This window comes from Shewanella sp. SG44-2, assembly GCF_014164215.1.
In the GTDB taxonomy this organism is placed as follows: domain Bacteria; phylum Pseudomonadota; class Gammaproteobacteria; order Enterobacterales; family Shewanellaceae; genus Shewanella; species Shewanella frigidimarina.
The window spans coordinates 97,511-115,223 of the sequence record NZ_JACJEU010000004.1 but is presented as its reverse complement, the minus strand read 5'-3'; the positions used below and the strand labels follow the sequence as shown (position 1 = coordinate 115,223).

The 17,713-nt window shown below is 42.8% G+C and carries 15 protein-coding genes; 3 read left to right on the top strand and 12 right to left on the bottom strand.

Annotation, left to right across the window (positions count from 1 at the left end; all coding sequences use genetic code 11):
- Positions 1 to 7: 7 nt before the first annotated feature.
- Together H5181_RS04450 and H5181_RS04445 are read left to right on the top strand one after the other, a co-directional pair.
- Positions 8 to 1,042 carry an aldose epimerase family protein gene (locus H5181_RS04450; RefSeq protein ID WP_182750337.1) on the top strand — a complete coding sequence of 345 codons (1,035 nt, stop codon included), beginning with the start codon at positions 8 to 10 and terminating at the stop codon, positions 1,040 to 1,042.
- Positions 1,032 to 1,445 (top strand): DUF2391 family protein, encoded by a 414-nt coding sequence (locus H5181_RS04445; RefSeq protein WP_011639085.1) that lies wholly within the window; start codon positions 1,032 to 1,034, stop codon positions 1,443 to 1,445. Before H5181_RS04450 ends, H5181_RS04445 begins: the two co-directional genes overlap by 11 nt.
- A 118-nt stretch (positions 1,446 to 1,563) precedes the next feature.
- Here the strand turns inward: H5181_RS04445 and H5181_RS04440 are convergent, their stop codons facing one another.
- The gene (locus H5181_RS04440; RefSeq protein WP_011639086.1) at positions 1,564 to 2,001 is read right to left on the bottom strand and encodes a hypothetical protein; all 438 of its coding nucleotides are present in this window, start codon (positions 1,999 to 2,001) and stop codon (positions 1,564 to 1,566) included.
- A 376-nt stretch (positions 2,002 to 2,377) separates the two neighbouring features.
- Positions 2,378 to 3,391 (bottom strand): NAD(P)H-quinone oxidoreductase, encoded by a 1,014-nt coding sequence (locus H5181_RS04435; RefSeq protein WP_182750336.1) that lies wholly within the window; start codon positions 3,389 to 3,391, stop codon positions 2,378 to 2,380.
- A 195-nt stretch (positions 3,392 to 3,586) separates the two neighbouring features.
- Here H5181_RS04435 and H5181_RS04430 point away from each other — a divergent pair, with 195 nt between their 5' ends.
- Positions 3,587 to 4,378, top strand: coding sequence for an ABC transporter substrate-binding protein (locus H5181_RS04430; protein WP_165872334.1), 792 nt, complete (start codon positions 3,587 to 3,589; stop codon positions 4,376 to 4,378).
- Between the two features lie 168 nt (positions 4,379 to 4,546).
- Here H5181_RS04430 and dauA read toward each other — a convergent pair whose 3' ends face one another.
- From dauA to H5181_RS04380, 10 genes are all read right to left on the bottom strand, one after another.
- Positions 4,547 to 6,274: a C4-dicarboxylic acid transporter DauA gene (gene dauA / locus H5181_RS04425; protein ID WP_182750335.1), complete on the bottom strand. Its 1,728-nt coding sequence runs from the start codon at positions 6,272 to 6,274 to the stop codon at positions 4,547 to 4,549.
- 287 nt (positions 6,275 to 6,561) lie between these two features.
- Positions 6,562 to 7,818: a HAMP domain-containing sensor histidine kinase gene (locus H5181_RS04420; RefSeq protein ID WP_102036365.1), complete on the bottom strand. Its 1,257-nt coding sequence runs from the start codon at positions 7,816 to 7,818 to the stop codon at positions 6,562 to 6,564.
- A gap of 58 nt (positions 7,819 to 7,876) precedes the next feature.
- The gene (locus H5181_RS04415) at positions 7,877 to 8,569 is read right to left on the bottom strand and encodes a response regulator transcription factor (protein ID WP_011639091.1); all 693 of its coding nucleotides are present in this window, start codon (positions 8,567 to 8,569) and stop codon (positions 7,877 to 7,879) included.
- 20 nt (positions 8,570 to 8,589) lie between these two features.
- Positions 8,590 to 11,751 carry an efflux RND transporter permease subunit gene (locus H5181_RS04410; protein WP_182750334.1) on the bottom strand — a complete coding sequence of 1,054 codons (3,162 nt, stop codon included), beginning with the start codon at positions 11,749 to 11,751 and terminating at the stop codon, positions 8,590 to 8,592.
- Between the two features lie 2 nt (positions 11,752 to 11,753).
- The gene (locus tag H5181_RS04405; RefSeq protein ID WP_182750333.1) at positions 11,754 to 12,974 is read right to left on the bottom strand and encodes an efflux RND transporter periplasmic adaptor subunit; all 1,221 of its coding nucleotides are present in this window, start codon (positions 12,972 to 12,974) and stop codon (positions 11,754 to 11,756) included.
- Positions 12,964 to 14,367 (bottom strand): TolC family protein, encoded by a 1,404-nt coding sequence (locus H5181_RS04400; protein ID WP_182750332.1) that lies wholly within the window; start codon positions 14,365 to 14,367, stop codon positions 12,964 to 12,966. The genes H5181_RS04405 and H5181_RS04400 overlap by 11 nt, the downstream gene beginning before the upstream one ends.
- 275 nt (positions 14,368 to 14,642) lie before the next feature.
- Positions 14,643 to 15,551, bottom strand: coding sequence for a haloalkane dehalogenase (locus H5181_RS04395; RefSeq protein ID WP_182750331.1), 909 nt, complete (start codon positions 15,549 to 15,551; stop codon positions 14,643 to 14,645).
- A 312-nt stretch (positions 15,552 to 15,863) separates the two neighbouring features.
- Positions 15,864 to 16,316: a hypothetical protein gene (locus H5181_RS04390; RefSeq protein WP_182750330.1), complete on the bottom strand. Its 453-nt coding sequence runs from the start codon at positions 16,314 to 16,316 to the stop codon at positions 15,864 to 15,866.
- 17 nt (positions 16,317 to 16,333) lie between these two features.
- Positions 16,334 to 16,993, bottom strand: a complete 660-nt coding sequence (locus tag H5181_RS04385) for a molecular chaperone (RefSeq protein WP_182750329.1) — start codon at positions 16,991 to 16,993, stop codon at positions 16,334 to 16,336.
- 57 nt (positions 16,994 to 17,050) lie between these two features.
- Positions 17,051 to 17,713 (bottom strand): DMSO/selenate family reductase complex B subunit, encoded by a 663-nt coding sequence (locus H5181_RS04380; RefSeq protein ID WP_011639098.1) that lies wholly within the window; start codon positions 17,711 to 17,713, stop codon positions 17,051 to 17,053.

Here is a 17,713-nt window from a genome sequence, read left to right as displayed (position 1 = left end):
GGCATAAATGGTACGTTTTAGTGTGCTGGAACCTTGGCAAGATCCCCGTGGTGGTGAGATTGAGCGGGTTAGAATTGATAATGGCATCATCGCACTTGAAGTATTAAGTTTAGGCGGCATCATTCGATCATTATGGACTCCAGATCGCAACGGTGAACGTAAAAATATCGTGTTAGGTTGCGACAGTGTCGAAGATTATCTGGCTCAACAAGCCCATTTAGGCGCGATAGCAGGACGTTACAGCAATCGTATTGCCAATGGTAAAACCCAATATAATGGCCATGAATACCAACTTAGCGTTAACCAAGCGAGCAATTGTTTACACGGTGGCGTTGAAGGCTTTAATCGGAAATTGTGGCAACTCGGTACCTTAAGTGATGGCGTCCGCTTAACCTTAACAAGCCCAGACGGCGACATGGGATTTCCGGGCAATTGTACTGTGCAACTCGATTACCGTTTAGTGGGTAATAACTTGTACATTGAAATGCTAGCCAGTACCGATAAAGCCTGTCCTATTAGTTTAACCCAGCACAGCTATTTTAATTTAGACGGTAATCGCAGCGACACTAATAAGCAGCACACCTTGCAAGTGGATGCCACAAAGTACCTCACAATGAATGATGTTGGTGTGCCTACCTCAATACAACCTACCGCAGGTAGCGATGTAGACATGGCAAAACCCACACCAATGTCAGTACAAACCGAGCGCCCAGCATTAGCCGCTACCAAGGGCTTTGACCATTGTTATGTGTTAGATAATCCCGGTGCGGATTTACAGCGCTTTGGTTGCTTAGCCAGCCCTAATAGTGGCCGCAATATGACGGTTTATACTAATCAGCCTGGGGTGCAGGTTTATGGAGCAAACTTTTTGCAAGGCACTGTAGGTAAAAAGCAGCGAGTATTAAGCGATCATCAAGCTGTGTGTATTGAACCACAAATGCTACCCGACTCGCCTAATCAGCCAGACTTACCCGGCGATGTATGGATAACACCTGGTAAGCTATATCACCACATAACTCGATATCAGTTTGATGCCGAATAATCAGCCTGTTAAACCCAATTTCAATGCCGAAGATATTGGTCAAATTGCCGTTGGGGCTTTTGCGCTGTCGGTGCCGATTGCATTTTCTGAAGAAGCGTGGCGATTGTCGGCCAGTTTGCCAACATTAAATTTGGTATTGGTGGTGGTATTGTCGCTGGCATTTATTACCTTATTTGCTTATCAGAGTGTGTTTCAGGCAAATATTGTGAAGCGCAGACGAGCATTTTTTTTGCGGGTAATTGCGGCGTATATATTGACGTTATTGGTGGTGAGTATCGTACTGTTGGCGTTAAATAAATTGCCATTAATAACCGATCCAATCTTAGCGTTAAAGCGGATTATTTTAATCGCGATGCCCGCATCAATGGGTGCGATTATTGTCGACAGTTTCGACAAAGAATAAACCATATAAGGAATAATGAATTATTCCTTATATGGTCAGTAATATTTAGCAGATATAAGCAGAATAATACGATGAACCAACAACACTCTGAGCCAGAGACTCAATGTTATCTGCAGGGTTAATCGTCTACACTATCACCCATATCATCAAAGCTATCATTGTCATCATCTGAATCATCAAATTCTGGAATGTCATCATCTGCGTTAATCGCTTCATCTGGCTCTGGAGCCGGTTTAGCCTTACGCGGTGGCGCTGTATCGGGTACTTTTGACAAATCAATTCGTAACTGATGCTTTGCCATAAACTCACTGCGCGCCGCTTTCCATGCATCGCCAAACTCAGCCATAGCAGCTTTTGTTTGTTGCTCATCTAAGTCGTGTAAGTTTACTTTAACGATGTCTTCTACGTACTCCACAATCGTATTACGGATAGTGTTGTACATGAAAATGCGCCCTGGTGACGCTTCTGGCAATTGATTATCATGAACGACGATAGTGTTACCTTTCGATGTTCTTAATTCACCAAACCAAAGTTGTTTTTTTGCAGTGTTATACATATATGCTAACGCCCTTAATCAACACATATTCTAAAAATGGTGCAGAATTATTGAAGATAATATCTTCATACTGCGCCACGATTATCTGTTCTGTATTTGTGTGGGTATTTAAACAGAATATTTCTGAGAATCAATGCCTAAAACGATGAATTTTTCGCGTAATCGCATAAAAATGTCGGTTGTAGTCAATTTTTAACACTTTTCTGTCATTTTTCTCACAAAATAAACGCCTCACCAAGTGATTAGCCACCTTATGACCAATCACTTTGTGATCACGACTTTAGCTTAAAAACATCAAGCTTCAAGTTTTTTATCAAAATATATTGCTGATTAAAACCATATTATAAATAAGTGTATTGGTAAGGGATTAATACACTTAACGAGGATCGGCTTGCAGATCTAACACTATCTTGCCTTTGTGTGTACCCGACTCCATTAGTTCATGTGCCTGTACCACTTGCGAGAATGGGAACACACTATCGATTGGAATACTCATTTTGCCACTATTTAATAGCGGCCATACGAACTCAGCCAAACCTTGAGCAATCAGGGCTTTATTCGCCACGCTTTGTGGTCGTAACGTTGACCCAGTCCAAATGACTCGTTTAGCCATAATGCGGAAAATATCCACGTTTGCTTGTGGACCACGTTGCATGGCAACCGACACCATACGTCCGTCGGTTGCGATAGCTTTAAGATTTTCGTTAATGAAGTCGCCACCAGCAATATCCATAATCACGTTAACGCCTAATCCATTTGTCGCTTCTAAGATCGGCTCAACAAAATGCTGCTCGTTATAATTAATCGCTACGCTAGCGCCTTGATCAAGACAGTATTGGCATTTCTCTGCACTGCCAGAGGTTGCAAATACCGTTGCACCTAAACGACTCGCCATTTGGATCGCAGTTGTACCGATGCCACCAGAGCCCCCATGAATAAGCACTGTTTCACCCGCGTTAAGTCCACCGCGAATAAACAAGTTACCCCACACGGTAAAAAAGGTTTCTGGTAACGCGGCAGCTTGCACAAAACTGTAACCAGTAGGAATAGGTAAACAATGTGCTGCGTAAGTATTCACTAACTCGGCATAGCCGCCACCAGGCACTAATGCACACACTTTATCGCCAACTTGCCACTGAGTAACATCGTCTGCCACAGCAACAATTTCACCGGCGACTTCTAACCCCATAATCGGGCTGGCATCTGCTGGCGGTGGATAAGCACCAACTCTCTGTTTAATGTCTGGGCCATTGACTCCAGCAGCATACACCTTAATCGTCACTTGGCCTTCTGTTGGCATCGCAAGCGTTGATTGAGTCATGGTCATCACACTGGGTTCGCCAGGCTGTTCAACCACTACATGGGTAAATTGTCTATTTACTGTCGCCATAAAAATATCACCTTGGTTAATTGTTACCAAAAAGTAACTTGGATTAATAGTCTGTTACAGGCGCCGATTACCTGTTCACAAATTCAGCATGTTTGTTAGCAAAACATAAAGTAGTATCTTTTTTAATCAAAAATGATTGCCTATACACTTTAAACCATTACTATACCCGCCCGTTCAAAACATGGAGCAAAATACTTGTTAAAGTACCTGTTCGTTTTACTGTCTATTTTCAGTATTCACGCCCATGCTGCACCTATCCGTATCGCCTCTGATATTTGGTGCCCTTATATCTGCGACAACCAAACCGGCTACGTTGTAGAACTCACACGTCGCGCTTTTGAGATCCAGGGTCAACCGGTTGAATTTCAGATTTTTCCTTATAAACGCGCACTGATTGAACTGCAAAGAAATAACATCGACGCTGTACTGGCATTGACGTCTAGCGCCATTGTCGAAAATAAATTGATTAATGCTGATGTGATAGTGGGTTATAACAGCAACGACTTTTATACCCTTGTTGATAGTAATGAAACATTTGAGCAGATTACCGATCTCAATAACACTCAACAGGCTGCGATAGTCACTGGTTACCACTATGGTGTTGAGCTCGACGCTTGGTTTGGTGCACATCCTAATACGTACTTTGCCTCTGGCAGAGATCCATTGGCGATGAATATTATTCGGCTAGTAAAAGGACGTCATTCGGTCATCATCGACAACAAAAATGTCATTGAGTACACCGCAAGTCAATTAAACTTAACTCAGCAACTTCGCTATGCTGGCACTATAGGCAAACCGGTGCCTTTATATGTTGGCTTTAATCCACACAATAAAGCTTACGCAGTGACCTTTACTAACGGCATCGAGATGCTAAAAGCCAATGGCGAATATCAACAGATTATGAGTAAGTACAAAATATTACCTGCTCTGACATCTGACGAGGCCCGTCATAAAAACCTGCAAAAATTCCTGCCTATCTTTAATTAATCTCGCTTGCTGTAGTGATGCCATACGGAATTGGCATCAACAAGGCTGCACATTGCAGACATTTGGCAATATATCGAAGTTGCTAAACCAGCCCTATAACTCACAAAGCGTTATCGTAGCGAGTTTATCGAAAACACCATACTGGTTTGTCAGCCTTTTATGGTGTGTTTAAGCTCCAGCCACCACATCATCAAGTGCATCTGCCAGCGTAGAATATGTCACACATTGCACACCATCTGGCTTAAACCCTGCTTTGGCTAAGGTTTTAAGTGGCTGAAATTGAAAATCGGCCAACAAGACTCGAGTATTATCACGCTTACATTTATCAATAAACTTATACAGCGCCGAAACGCCACCAGAGTCTAAAATAGACACCCCGTCAAAATACAACACCACCCCATCCTGGTCGCCACTCAAATGCGCCAACTCACCAAACACACTGTCGGCAGCAGCAAAAAACAATGGCCCATTAATTTTAAACACTTTCCAGCGTGGCGGTAACTCAACATGAATGTGCTTTTTCTGCTCGCTAATGTCTTGCACCTTGGTCATGTCGGCCACTTGTTTCATGAATAATAACGACGCCAAAATGATCCCAGCACTGATCGCAATCACCATGTCAAAAAATATGGTCAGTAACAAGCACACCATCAACACCAGTATTTCACTGGCAGGGGCTTTTTTAACAAGATGGACAATCTTAGGCGCTTCACTCATGTTCCAAGCCACCATAATAAGCAGCGCCGACATGCCCGCCATGGGGATATAAGCTAAAACAGTGCTGAGCGATAATAAAGACACTAACACCACCAGCGCATGGATCATGGCCGCGATTGGGCTTACCGCCCCGGACTTATAGTTAGCCGCCGAACGAGCGATGGCAGCAGTCGCGGTAATACCGCCAAAAAATGGCGCGATAATATTACCGATACCTTGACCAAGTAATTCGCTATTAGCGCTGTGCTTTTTACCTGACATGCCGTCTAGCACCACTGCGCACAGTAACGATTCAATGGCACCTAACATGGCGATAGCAAAGGCGGCAGACAATAGGTCACTGGCTAATTGCCAAGTGAGTACCAATGGCACTTCACCCGTTTGCGCGCGAAGCCAAGGCCATTCAAAATCGGGCAACATAGAGGGAATACCTGCACCGATAGAGCCATCGGCTAGGGTGAAACTGAACGTAGATCCAATCGTGGCAACATCGAAACCTTGGAGGTTCAACATCAACGCCACAATACTTGCGGCCACCACAGCAGGCAGATGCGCTGGCACAGCCAACTTGAGTTTTGGCCACAAAATAAACACCACTAATGTGCTTAATCCCACCAGTAATGTCGGCCCCGAAAAACGAGGAATTTCTTGAACTAAGGTAGCTACTTTACCGACAAAACTTTCTGGCATCTCGGTAATAGTTAGACCAAAAAAGTCCTTAACTTGCAGCACTGCAATCACCACGGCAATACCACCCGTAAACCCTAACGTGACTGATTCGGGAATATATTGGATATAACGCCCTAAGCGAAACAACGCCATGATAATCAACATTAGTCCGGATAACATGCTGGCCAGCAATAAACCTGACAGACCATATTGATGCACGATGGGATAGAGGATCACCACAAAAGCGGCGGTAGGGCCAGACACACTGTAACGCGAGCCACCGGTGAGCGGAATAATAAACCCACCAATAATGGCAGTATATAACCCGTATTGCGGCGCGACCCCAATGGCAATTGCAAGCGCCATTGCTAATGGAATAGCAATAATGCCAACGGTTAAGCCGGCTAATAAATCTTTAGTGAATGCATTGGCATTGTAGGGAGCGTCTTTTAAAGACTCTCGGAGTGCATGCCCGATACGAAGAGAAAATAAATGTGTGCGGTATTTCATTGCGGCGATCCCATAACCTAGTACGGCGTCAAGATACCCCTCATTATAGGCCGATTACCTTACAGTACAATCGAATTAAGTTAACACCTGATGATAATATAATTATCATCACATTATAATATAAAATTTATCTAAATAGAGGTAATAAGATCCACTGGTTCTGATGACTCGCGCAAAAAAGCCACCGATTATTGCGGTGGCTTCGGTGGTGTTTATTAAGAATGCACACAACAGTTGGCTGCCTAATCTTAGTCGCTAATCAAAGGCCAATCTTAACGGCTTAAACGTTAACGGCTAAAATCAATAGACACTTTGCGGCCGCGATTAGTATCTATATTTTGATAATCCCAGTCGTATTGCGAAATAAGTCTGGTCGTTAACTCAAGCCCTAAGCCAAAGCCTAACTCTTCAAAGCTATTAGCATAAGACTTACACTGATTAGCGATGCTTACCGATGTGGCTGACTGGCGAATAGTCACACTACCTTCAACAGTGTGCTGTAAAGCGTTGCGGATGAGGTTGGTAATAATTATCCGGCATAGCGTGTCAGGGAGTTGGTGAGCAGAGTCATCGGTTTCGATGCTGATTTCAATATTTTTGCCGTGGATTAAATACCTTAAATCTTGCACTAGCTGGCGAATAAGCTGACCTAAATTAACTTCTTTTAACGGCAAACTTTTACCTTCACGGCGTGTTAACCACAATAAGGTTTCGGTGAGATCGGTCATGGTGAGCCCAGCACGTTCGATGCGGTTAACGACTTGAGCTTGTTTTTCAGCGCTAGCGCCTTTGCTTATCAGCTTTTGCAGTAATTCAGTGTTCGTACGGATTACCGCTATTGGGGTGCGTAATTCATGGCTGGCATAACCTAAGAATTGTTGCTCGCGATCTAAGCTTTCCTGCACAGTACCTAAACTGGTTTTAACAATATTGGCTAATGTGTTTAGCTCGCTGTAATGAAAATCTGGCGCAGGGTCTGCTAGTTGTTTGCTATCTAACTCTTTGGCCCAATTTTTTAGGCGCTCAATCGGCAAAGTCACTTTGCGCATCATTAACAGCAATATCAGCGTAAACATCACAATACTAAAAATGGCGGTAGCAAGAATCACCAGAAAAAAGGGTTTATCTTTGGGCGGAGGAATATTGCCCATTTTTTTATCTAAAATGCTCGAGACATAACGGATCTGGTCACCTTTAAGCACTTTGATGACAAAAAAGCCTTTTTCTGGTGGTTTTAACGGTGAACCGCCAATAATATTTTTGTGTAACACATTAAACTCGCTGGGCTCCAGCTTAATGTGTAGTTGAATATCTTTTGGTAAATCCTGCCAACGACTGGCGACAGTAAACAATTGTGATTTGCTAGGGTGCCCGTCGGTTACAACTTGCTCTTGTCCATGCGCATACATCGTCGCCAGCATGACTTTGTCCATGCCAGAGATATAATAATGCACGCTCAATGCGGATAAAATTAAAATGGTGCTAATGCCAGTAAATAACATTACCAGCAGCACAAAAATTCTCAGACTCGGTCTTAATTTCATGACGTAGGGGTATTCCTATTGCTGTCGTAATTTAAATCAAAACATTATGTAGTCAGCGCTATGATGAAAGCTCTGCGTCTTTAATGGCAAAGCCATGGCCACTAATCGTGTGCAGTAACTTTACGTCATGCTCAGCATCAAGCTGTTTTCGCAAATTAAAAATATGTACTTTTAAGCTGTTACTGTCAGGTTGATCATCGCCCCACACACTTTGCATGAGCTTTTCACGCGACACCGGATTAGGGCTTGTTCGCATTAGCACGTCTAAAATCTTAAACGCGGTCGGCGATAACTTTACTAACTCATTGGCGCGATACGCCTGCTTTTGTTGTAAATCTAAGGTTAAGTCACCGACAGATAAGCGCATGACTTGGCCACTGCGCCGACGCGCTAACACTCGCGTCCGCACAATGAGTTCTTCCATGGCAAAGGGTTTCACCAAATAATCATCCGCCCCTTTAGCAAAGCCAGTTAGCTTATCGTCTAACGTGTCTTGGGCTGTCAGCATTAACACTGGCACATCCATACCTTGCATGCGCAACGACTCGCACACTTGCAACCCATTCATTTTGGGTAAGTTTAAATCTAAAATCACCACATCGTATTGATTCTGCAAACTTAAATTAAGCCCAACTTGCCCATTGGCGGCATGGTCACAAAGAATATCTTCTAGCTCTAAATACTCGATCACCGCCGTAGCTAAGTCGAGGTCATCTTCAACCAGTAACAATTGCAGTTTGTCGGTGTTCATGTCACTCATTCCTTGGTTGATCACGACGTTGCCACGTCACGATTTGGGCGCAGTTTGGTCATCAGGTTATGCATAAAAGCCTTCGACTCGCATTGAATTAACAGCAAAGATGGCGTCAAAATCAAGGTGATAAAGGTAGCAAATAAAATACCATACCCTAGCGCCGCTGCGGCAGGAATTAAAAACTGTGCTTGTAACGAGGTTTCACCTAATAATGGCGCTAAGCCCGCAAAGGTGGTCACCGAGGTAAGCAATACCGCTCGAAGTCTTCCGGTGCATGACTCAACAATTGCATCGTGTACCGACATGCCTTCTTCGTTAATTAATTCGTTATATCGCGACACCAGTAACAAGCTGTCGTTTACCACCACGCCACTTAAGGCCAAAATACCGTTTAACGACAAAATACTAATGGTTAAGTCATTCAACCAATGACCTAAAATTGCGCCCACAATACCAAACGGAATTGCAGTCATGATTATCACTGGCTGTATATACGACTTTAACGGAATGGCTAACAAGGCATAAATGGCAATCAGCGCCAGCACAAACATTGATTCTATCGAGCTTGTGGTTTCTGTTTGCTGTTCAGCTTCGCCAGCAAAATTGAAACTCACACCTGGGTACTGTACTTCTAACTGCGATACCAATGTTTGCTTAAGCTGGCTAACCAACTCATTTGAAGCAATTTTATCTTTGTCTAATACCGCACTGATGTATACCGCCCGCTGGCTGTCGATACGGGTAATATTCGACGGTTGATAATCATTAAAGATTTGAGCTACGTGACTCAACGGCACAATAGTCCCGTCGCTGGTTCTCACATTGGCAAGCTGAATATCTTCAAAGGTTTGACGATCTTCATCGGGGTAACGAACGCGCACTTTCACTTCGTCTTTACCACGCTGAAAACGTTGTACCACTCCGCCGCCAAATGACTGCAATATCTGACTCGACAAGGTTTCGGTATCAAATCCTAATGCGCGCCCTTGCGCTGTTAATTCAAAGCGATATTGTGGGTCGCCTGCATCTAGGTTGTGGTCAATGCCACTCACACCGTCCATCACTTCTATTGCGGCTTTTAGTGCTTGGCCAGCAGCGAATACAGACTCTGTATCACTGGCTTTAATCTCTACTTTAAAGTTATCGAGCATTTCTTTTTTCGATAATACTTTAAGCTTTTTAATGCCTTCCATTTGGCCAACTTGTTCAGTCCACTTTTGAGTAAACTCTTTAAGGGTATAAGGGCTGTTGGTTGCCAACTCGACCTGCACTTGGCCAGTGTCACTGCTGCTTGCCATAACGTGCAAGCTGGTTAAATAGCTGTCTTGGTCATTTTCACTGTCTTGTTGTTGCGCCACCAGCTCTGCATCCACTCGTTTAGCAGCGCTTTCTAAGGTCATTAAATTTTTATAGGTTTGGCCAAAACTGGCGTCGTTTTGCATTGAAAAGTCAGCTACGACTGTGTCGCCAGCAATATCAGGGAAAAACGCCACTCGCACGCTACCCGTTAACGGCATTCCGGCAACCAAAATAAACACCGCAATAAACATCAATACCACGGCATAACGAAACCGCAGGGCAAACTCAATAACGGGTTGGTAAATTACGCGGCTAAACCACTTCAAGCCACTATCTGCGGCATGTTGAATATGGTTAAACCATGACTTTTTGGCACTTTTTTGAGTATTAATATGGGCTAAATGCGACGGTAAAATAAACTTAGATTCAAATAATGACAGCATCAAACAGATGGCAACAACCGTACCAAACTGGGCATAAATTTGTCCTAAACGGCCTTCTACGTTGGCCAAAGCGACAAAGGCAACCACGGTCGTTAACACACCAAATATGGTTGGGGTCGCGACTTTTAAGGTACCTTTGATGGTGTTGTCGATGTTGTCGCCGTATTTTTGCCGAGTGGTATAAACACTCTCACCCACCACCACGGCGTCATCGACCACAATCCCCAGCGCCATAATAAAGCCAAAGGTGGTCATTTCATTTAGGGTTAAACCAGCAAAAGTATTGCTCATAAAAAACAAGGTGCCGAAGAACACAAACGGCAAACCTGCGGCAACCCAAAACGCCACGCGCAAGTTTAAAAACAACGCCAAAATAATAAACACTAATGCGATACCACTGATGGCATTTTTAACTAGCAAGCTTAAGCGTTCGGTAATCAGAGTACTTTTGTCATGCCAAGTGGCAATATTTACACCATCGGGCAACGCATTAGCATTACGCCATTTATCAACGACTTGCTTAGCTTGCTCGACAATATTAACGATATCGCCATTTTCATCCATCACAATTTCAATTGCGCTTGAGTTTGCTTGGTTGTAACGCGACAACACAAAGGTGTCGTCGGCATAGCCGTCTTTCACCGTGGCAATATCGCCCAGTGTAATCATCGAGCCCTGGCTAGTGGTGATAACTGGAATCGCCATAAAATCTTGCAGTTGATAAGCTTGTTGAGCCACTTTCAAACGCACGGTTTTATCATCGTTGTATAAGCTGGTCGAAATAGACGCTGATGACTCGGCGTTCACCGCACTGGCGACTGACGCTAACGTCAATCCGTAAGCTTGCAGCTTGGCTTCGTCTACTTCGATAGAAATCATTGGCTCGGCTTTGGCTTTAATTTCCAGATCATGAATGGCATCTTGGCTGAGCAAATCCGATTTAAGTTGTTCCGCTAACGCTTGTAACGTCGCGCGGTCGGCATCGCCATAAATCTCAATCCATAAGGCATGGTCTTGCATGCGCATTTTATCGATAACAGGGTTTTCAGCTTCGCTAGGAAAGTTATAAATTGCATCAACATTGGTTTTAATGTCAGTGAGCAAGGTGTCTAAATCATAAGAGCTGGTTTTCTCAATCATCACACTGCTGCCATTAGCATTGGATGTTGAGGTAATCCGCTTTATGCCCGGCACCGTTTCTAAGGCATCTTCGATTTTAATCGCGATGCCTTCTTCTGCTAACACTGGGTCGCCACTGTCGTAAGTGACTGACACGGTCACGCGGTCGGGCTCTAAACTCGGAAAAGCCTCTTTGCGTAAGCTGCCTAATGAAAAAAGCCCAACGATGATCATGCCAATGAGCAATAAGTTAGCCGCTACTGAGTTTCTGGCAAACCAGGCTATTGCCCCTTTGTGTGTAGATTGAGATCCCGACATGGCTACACCTCTACCTTAGCAAGCACCTTAGTACCCACTTTAAAGCTGCTTAAAGGACGTTTAACAATTTGCATGACACTAGGCTGATTTTTTTGCTCATTAGTTTGCTCAGTGACAATGGACGACACATATACAAAACCGTCTTTTTCAAAGGCGACTTTCGCAGGTGCTTTAGCCAATAACCCTTGGGCGTCAACAAACCAGATATCACCTTGTTGTGAAATAGCAGATGAAGGTAACTGCCATAAATTGCTTAATGATTTACCGTTAATGCGTGCTTTAACAAAGGTGCCAGGATACAGATCCGTTGTTTGTAGCAGTGGGTTATCGACCACCACAATTAATGAACGTTGGCGGCTAGTTTGAGTTAAATGTTGCTCGACACGTTCAATGTAACCTTGCCATTGATGTAGACCATCGGCGCTGAACAAAGTCACATCCCACGGCGCTTTAACCAGCTGTGCATTATCAAATGCAGGTAGGTTTTGCCATTGCAGTTCAGACAACGGTACGCTGATTTCAACTTCAGCCACGCTGTATAAGGTGCCAAGTTGGCTGCCGGTTTGCACGTAGCTACCAGGCTGAATATCTCGGCTCACCACCAGCGCATCAAACGGTGCGGTAATGTGGGTATAACTTACGTCTTGTTGTGCTTTTTTAAGCGCTTGTTTGGCGTTATCTAGCGCCGCAGTTGCTTGGGCTAATTGCGGGGTGCGCAGCACTAAGGGTGAGGCTGGCTCGCCAGACAAACCTGAACGTAACCATTCAGCTTTAGCTTGCTCACCTTGGCGTTGTTCTTCTAATAAATCGAGTTCCGCTTGAGCGACATCGGTTTGTGCTTGGGTTAACGCTTGTTGATAGCTGGTGTCGTTAATTTTGCCTAACAAAGCCCCTTTTTTGATTACCTGTCCTGACTCAAATTGACGATTAACCTGCGTGATTTTGCCACTGACTTCGGCGCTAAGCGTTAGCTCATAACGCGGCCTTGCTTCACCAAACCCAACCACTTCTGCTTGATATTCTTGGCCATTAACCACAACAACGCCCACTTGCGGCAATAGTGATACAGCCGCGCTAGTAGCGACAGCTTTGACAGACTGTTCAGCAGTAGGCGCTTTTTTATTCGCTGGAGGTGGTAACTGCGCTGCGGTATAGCCTAACGCAACGGCAATACTGCCCAGTGACAATACAGTGACGATGACGTTTACACGGTTAAGCTTCATGCGAGACTCCTAGACCTAGCGCTAAGCCTAAATCAATTCGGTTTATGAGACGGTTGTAAATGGTAGTAACAAGTTGCGCTTCAACATCAAAGGTTTGTTGTTGCACGGTCAGTAAATCAAAAATATCGACTAAGCCTTGGCGATACTTTTGTTCATAACTGACAAAACTACGTTGGGCACTAAGCTGCGCGTCGGTTAAGTGCTGTTGTTGTTTGGCGAGGGAATACTCTTGGCCAACCGTATTTTCGACCTCGTTAACCGCATTTAATAAGGTTTCTTGGTAGACCCAATAGCGCTGCTCAGTCGTTAAACGTGCCAACTCCGCTTGTGATGTTAACTTTACCCCTTGAAACAAAGGTGCAGATAACTGTCCAAGTACGCTCCATAATGGTCCAGTGAGTAGTGCATCACTTGGCGACTGCGCCATATCACTCAAACTGGCCGACAAACTAATGGATGGCAACATGGCTTTATAGGCGGCATCGGTACGTAATGATTCTGCTTCGATATTGTAAAATGCGGCTTTTATGTCTGGACGACGCCCAAGGTTTTGCTGACCGAGTGAATCTATTGGATTGAGAACCGTAGGGAACTGGGTGCTAATATCGACACTGACATCACTGCCAGTCCACTGCCCTGTTAGCAAGGTTAAGTTACGGCGACTTTGTGCGAGCTGTTCTTGATAATCCACTAATGTTGCTTGCGTACTGGCGACGCTGGTCGTGGCATTATCTAGATCTTCTAAACTGCCTAAACCAACGCGATAGCGCGCTAAAATCAGGGCTTGGTTGTTATCTAATACCGCTAAGCGCTGAGTCTCAATCGCCACGAGTTGTTGCTTAAGGCTAATGTCTAACCAACTGCGCATTACGTTGGCCACCACTAAATCTTGCGCGCTCTGTAAACTGGCTTGTGTGCTGGCAATGTCTTTTAGCGCTGCATTACTGCTGTCAGCTATTTTTTGCCATAAATCCAGCTCCCAACTCACGGTAATATCAGTAGTGTAACTGTCATCACTATCTTCGGTTGAAGTACCGCTAAAACTGGCATCCACAGATGGTAAGCGGCTTGCAGAGGTAATACCGTGCTGAGCATAGGCCATATTTAACGCCACTATACTTTGTTGTAGGCTGGGATTATTTTGCAATGCGGCTGATATGAAGGTTTGCAGTTCAGGCACATTGATTAAGTCAGTGAGTCGCGCTAACGATTGCGACGGCACACCTTGCGTGTTTGAGGCTACTAATAATTGCTCAATTAACTGCTGGCTTGTTTTTGCTTGTGCTTGGCTAGCTTGGTCGATGTAATTGCTATTATCGACAGTACTGCAGCCCAACAAGCTCACTACAATCAGTGCCAGCATTGCGTGTCGTCGCGCCGGTTTTACCATCATCAACTGCTTCTCCCAACTTGTGTATTACACAATAATGGAGCAAGCATACCGATGGGCGGGTTAAGGAGAGGTTAAGGTGGGGATAAATAGTGAAATTGAATATCGAGATAAAACGTTAGCATTAAACATCAATATAGTTCAATAAAACCATAAGTTAATCATGATAAATAGCAGCTATATGCCCTCTACAGAACATATAGCCACCAAGATAAGCATGTTAATAATGGATACAATTATTATTGTTAAGCAATTATCGAACTTGGCTACAGGACGCGTTAACGATTATCAGCAATAAAATTAACGATTACTTTAGCTAATACTTCACCCTGCTCTTCTTGTAAATAATGGCCAGCATTCACAATAGTGGTGTGTTTTTGCCCTTTTGTGCCCGGTATTATTTCTTGCATCATTTTATCACCACCGGCAGTGATAGGATCAGAGTCACTAAATGCGGTCAAAAATGGCTTGTTCCACTGAGATAAAACTTTCCATGCTGCACGGTTTTTAAGTGTTGCTGGATCATCAGGCGTAATAGGCACTAACAAAGGAAATTCACGTGCACCAGTTTTGTATGTTTCATCAGGGAATGGGGCGTCATATGCTGCAATAACGTCATCTGATAAATCAGAAACAGATGCACCATTTATCATTTGTCCTGCAGGGAAATCAACCGATTCTTGCGAGTTGTTAAACCACTTCATAAATGCATCATTAGTTTCTTCATCACCCGTGGGTAACATGGTGTTTGCTGCAACAATACCAGTATAGCGTGGAATATCTTCAGCTGCCATACGCAGCCCGATTAAGCCGCCCCAGTCTTGGCATACCAAAGTAATGTTGGTTAATTCAAGTTGTAAAACGAATGATTTCATCCAATCAACATGACGTTGATAAGTATAATCAGAACGTTTACTTGGCTTATCTGAACGGCCAAATCCAATAATGTCAGGAACAATAACGCGATAACCAGCTTCAACAAGGATCGGGATCATTTTACGATATAAAAAACTCCATGAAGGCTCTCCATGCAGTAATAATATTGGCTCAGCATTTTTATCTCCTTCATCAAGATAATGAATCCGTAACTGGCCTCCTTCAGTATCGTCCACTAATAGGTAATTAGGTGTAAACGGATATCCTGGTAAGTTAACAAAATAACTATCATCTGTTCGTAAAAATTCCATAACTATCTACTTTCCTTTTTTATAAAAAGTGACTTAAAACCATTAACATTAATTAAACATTCATAAAATAAATTACTAAGCAATTAAGACCTTTAACGTGTTAAAAGCTAGTTCATTGCACTAAATTAAAGTTATATTTAAAATAACAATAACGTTAAAACTAATCTAGGTTGTTTTAAAAATCATACCTTATATGAATCACATAAAAAATCTATTAAACATGTACATAACATTTTCAACGTAAGAGTAACAATGCTTCACCACCTAATTTAATAGCTATTTACATCAAGCATATTCGTTAAATTTAAAAAATTATTTACTTATCATATTGCACCGTAATTTACGGTGTTGCTTGCGGATAAATTTAAGACGCGACATAGCAGTGATAATATAAGTGCTCTTCTGAAGAGTATTTTCCGCTACACATTCTGGCCGCTCATTCACTACATTGGCTAAATAAACTGAAATTGATACAATCAATTGTTCAGCTTGAGTTAAATTATGGTGCTCAATTTCTTTAATAAAAAGCAAATGAAAGCATTGAAAAAAATAATCTAATATTAAATCTTGATTTACATTAAAATTATCACTTACTGGTTCTATAGGTGGTTCAATCATGGCAACGATAAGATTACATATAGTATTCTTACTTGTTGCACCTACGAATAGCTCATTAATAACTTGATCTTGACTTAAATAAATATGTAATTGGTGAGCCAATTCTGCTTTTTTCCATTGCGTTGCAACTGACCGAATTACACTCATATTAACACCTCATTATTTTAACGAAATAGGCGCATTGGCATAGGTACTATATTCATAGTATGAGCAAGTACTGATTCAAAGTCTTGGGCAAGCAATGCAATGGCTTTATAAAATTGTGTATTTGCATGCTCACTGGCTAGCTCATGAAAACGCCAAGACCATGGCAACATATGTTGTTGTAATAATACAACAAGAGCATCTTTAGCCAATTTATTAGTAGGTTCATCTAATAACTTTTGTAGTAGCTGGTCTATTACTGAGTAAAACAAAGCAATATGATCGACTGGTTGGTTATATTTTAAATTGAAGCTAATTCCAAACTGCTTATAAAAACGCATTAATTGAACTGTAGATTGATCATTCAGAATTTGTTGTTCTCCCAAATATACAGAGCCCCATGGCATTGCATTAGGTTCTCCGGGTCCAAAATATAATTGGCCATAATCCAGTTTCACTTCGTTAATTTGGTCTGGTTGCCATTGCGATATAAATTGACTTAATAAAACCTTACCTTTTTGGTTCGCTTCAGATCCTATCAATACTGGCCAGTTTTGATCAAGCTGGTTATCATTGAAATACTGGATAGAATCTACAGTCGGATAATCTAAAAACACATTATGTAATAAGCGAGCAATAGCATGAAGTTCAAGATATATATTCGTTGTTGTGTCGGTCATTATGCCTTCCTTTATATAGTATGATGCCCATGGGGGCATCATACTTAATGATTAGTATTAAACTTCAGAGTAGTTCAACACTTCACCTTGGCGGCCACCGTTCTTGTTTGCTTTTATGATCAAGTTTGGTGAGGTAATACTTTGTGGTGGTAGTGGTGCTATATGTCCGTCGCCATTACCATACTTAGCACGTAAGTTTTCCATCGTATCAAAATCCAATGCACGTAATGGGCATGAACCAACACAAATGGGCTGCTTTCCTTGTGCTAATCTATCGTAACAACCATCACACTTAGTCATTACTTTCCGTTGGGGATCTAATTGTGGAGCGTCATATGGGCAAGCCTCAGCGCAACTATTACAACCAATACATAAGTCTGTATGAACAAGAACTAACCCATCCTCACGACGCTTATGCATGGCACCAGTAGGACATGCTTTTACACATACAGGCTCGTTACAATGATTACAGCTAATAGAGGTGTAATAAGAGAAAACATTTTGCTCGAAACTACCGTCAGCATTAGTAGACCAATCACCACCACCATATTCATATACTCGGCGCCAGTTAATACCTTCTAATGCCGGTACACCTTGTTCAATTGGATTAGTTTTGCGAATAATATCACCTTGTCTATCTTTACAAGATATGTGACACGCTTTACAACCTGTGCACTTGGTGGTATCTAAATAAAAACCATATTGAGTTTGTTCTGTCAT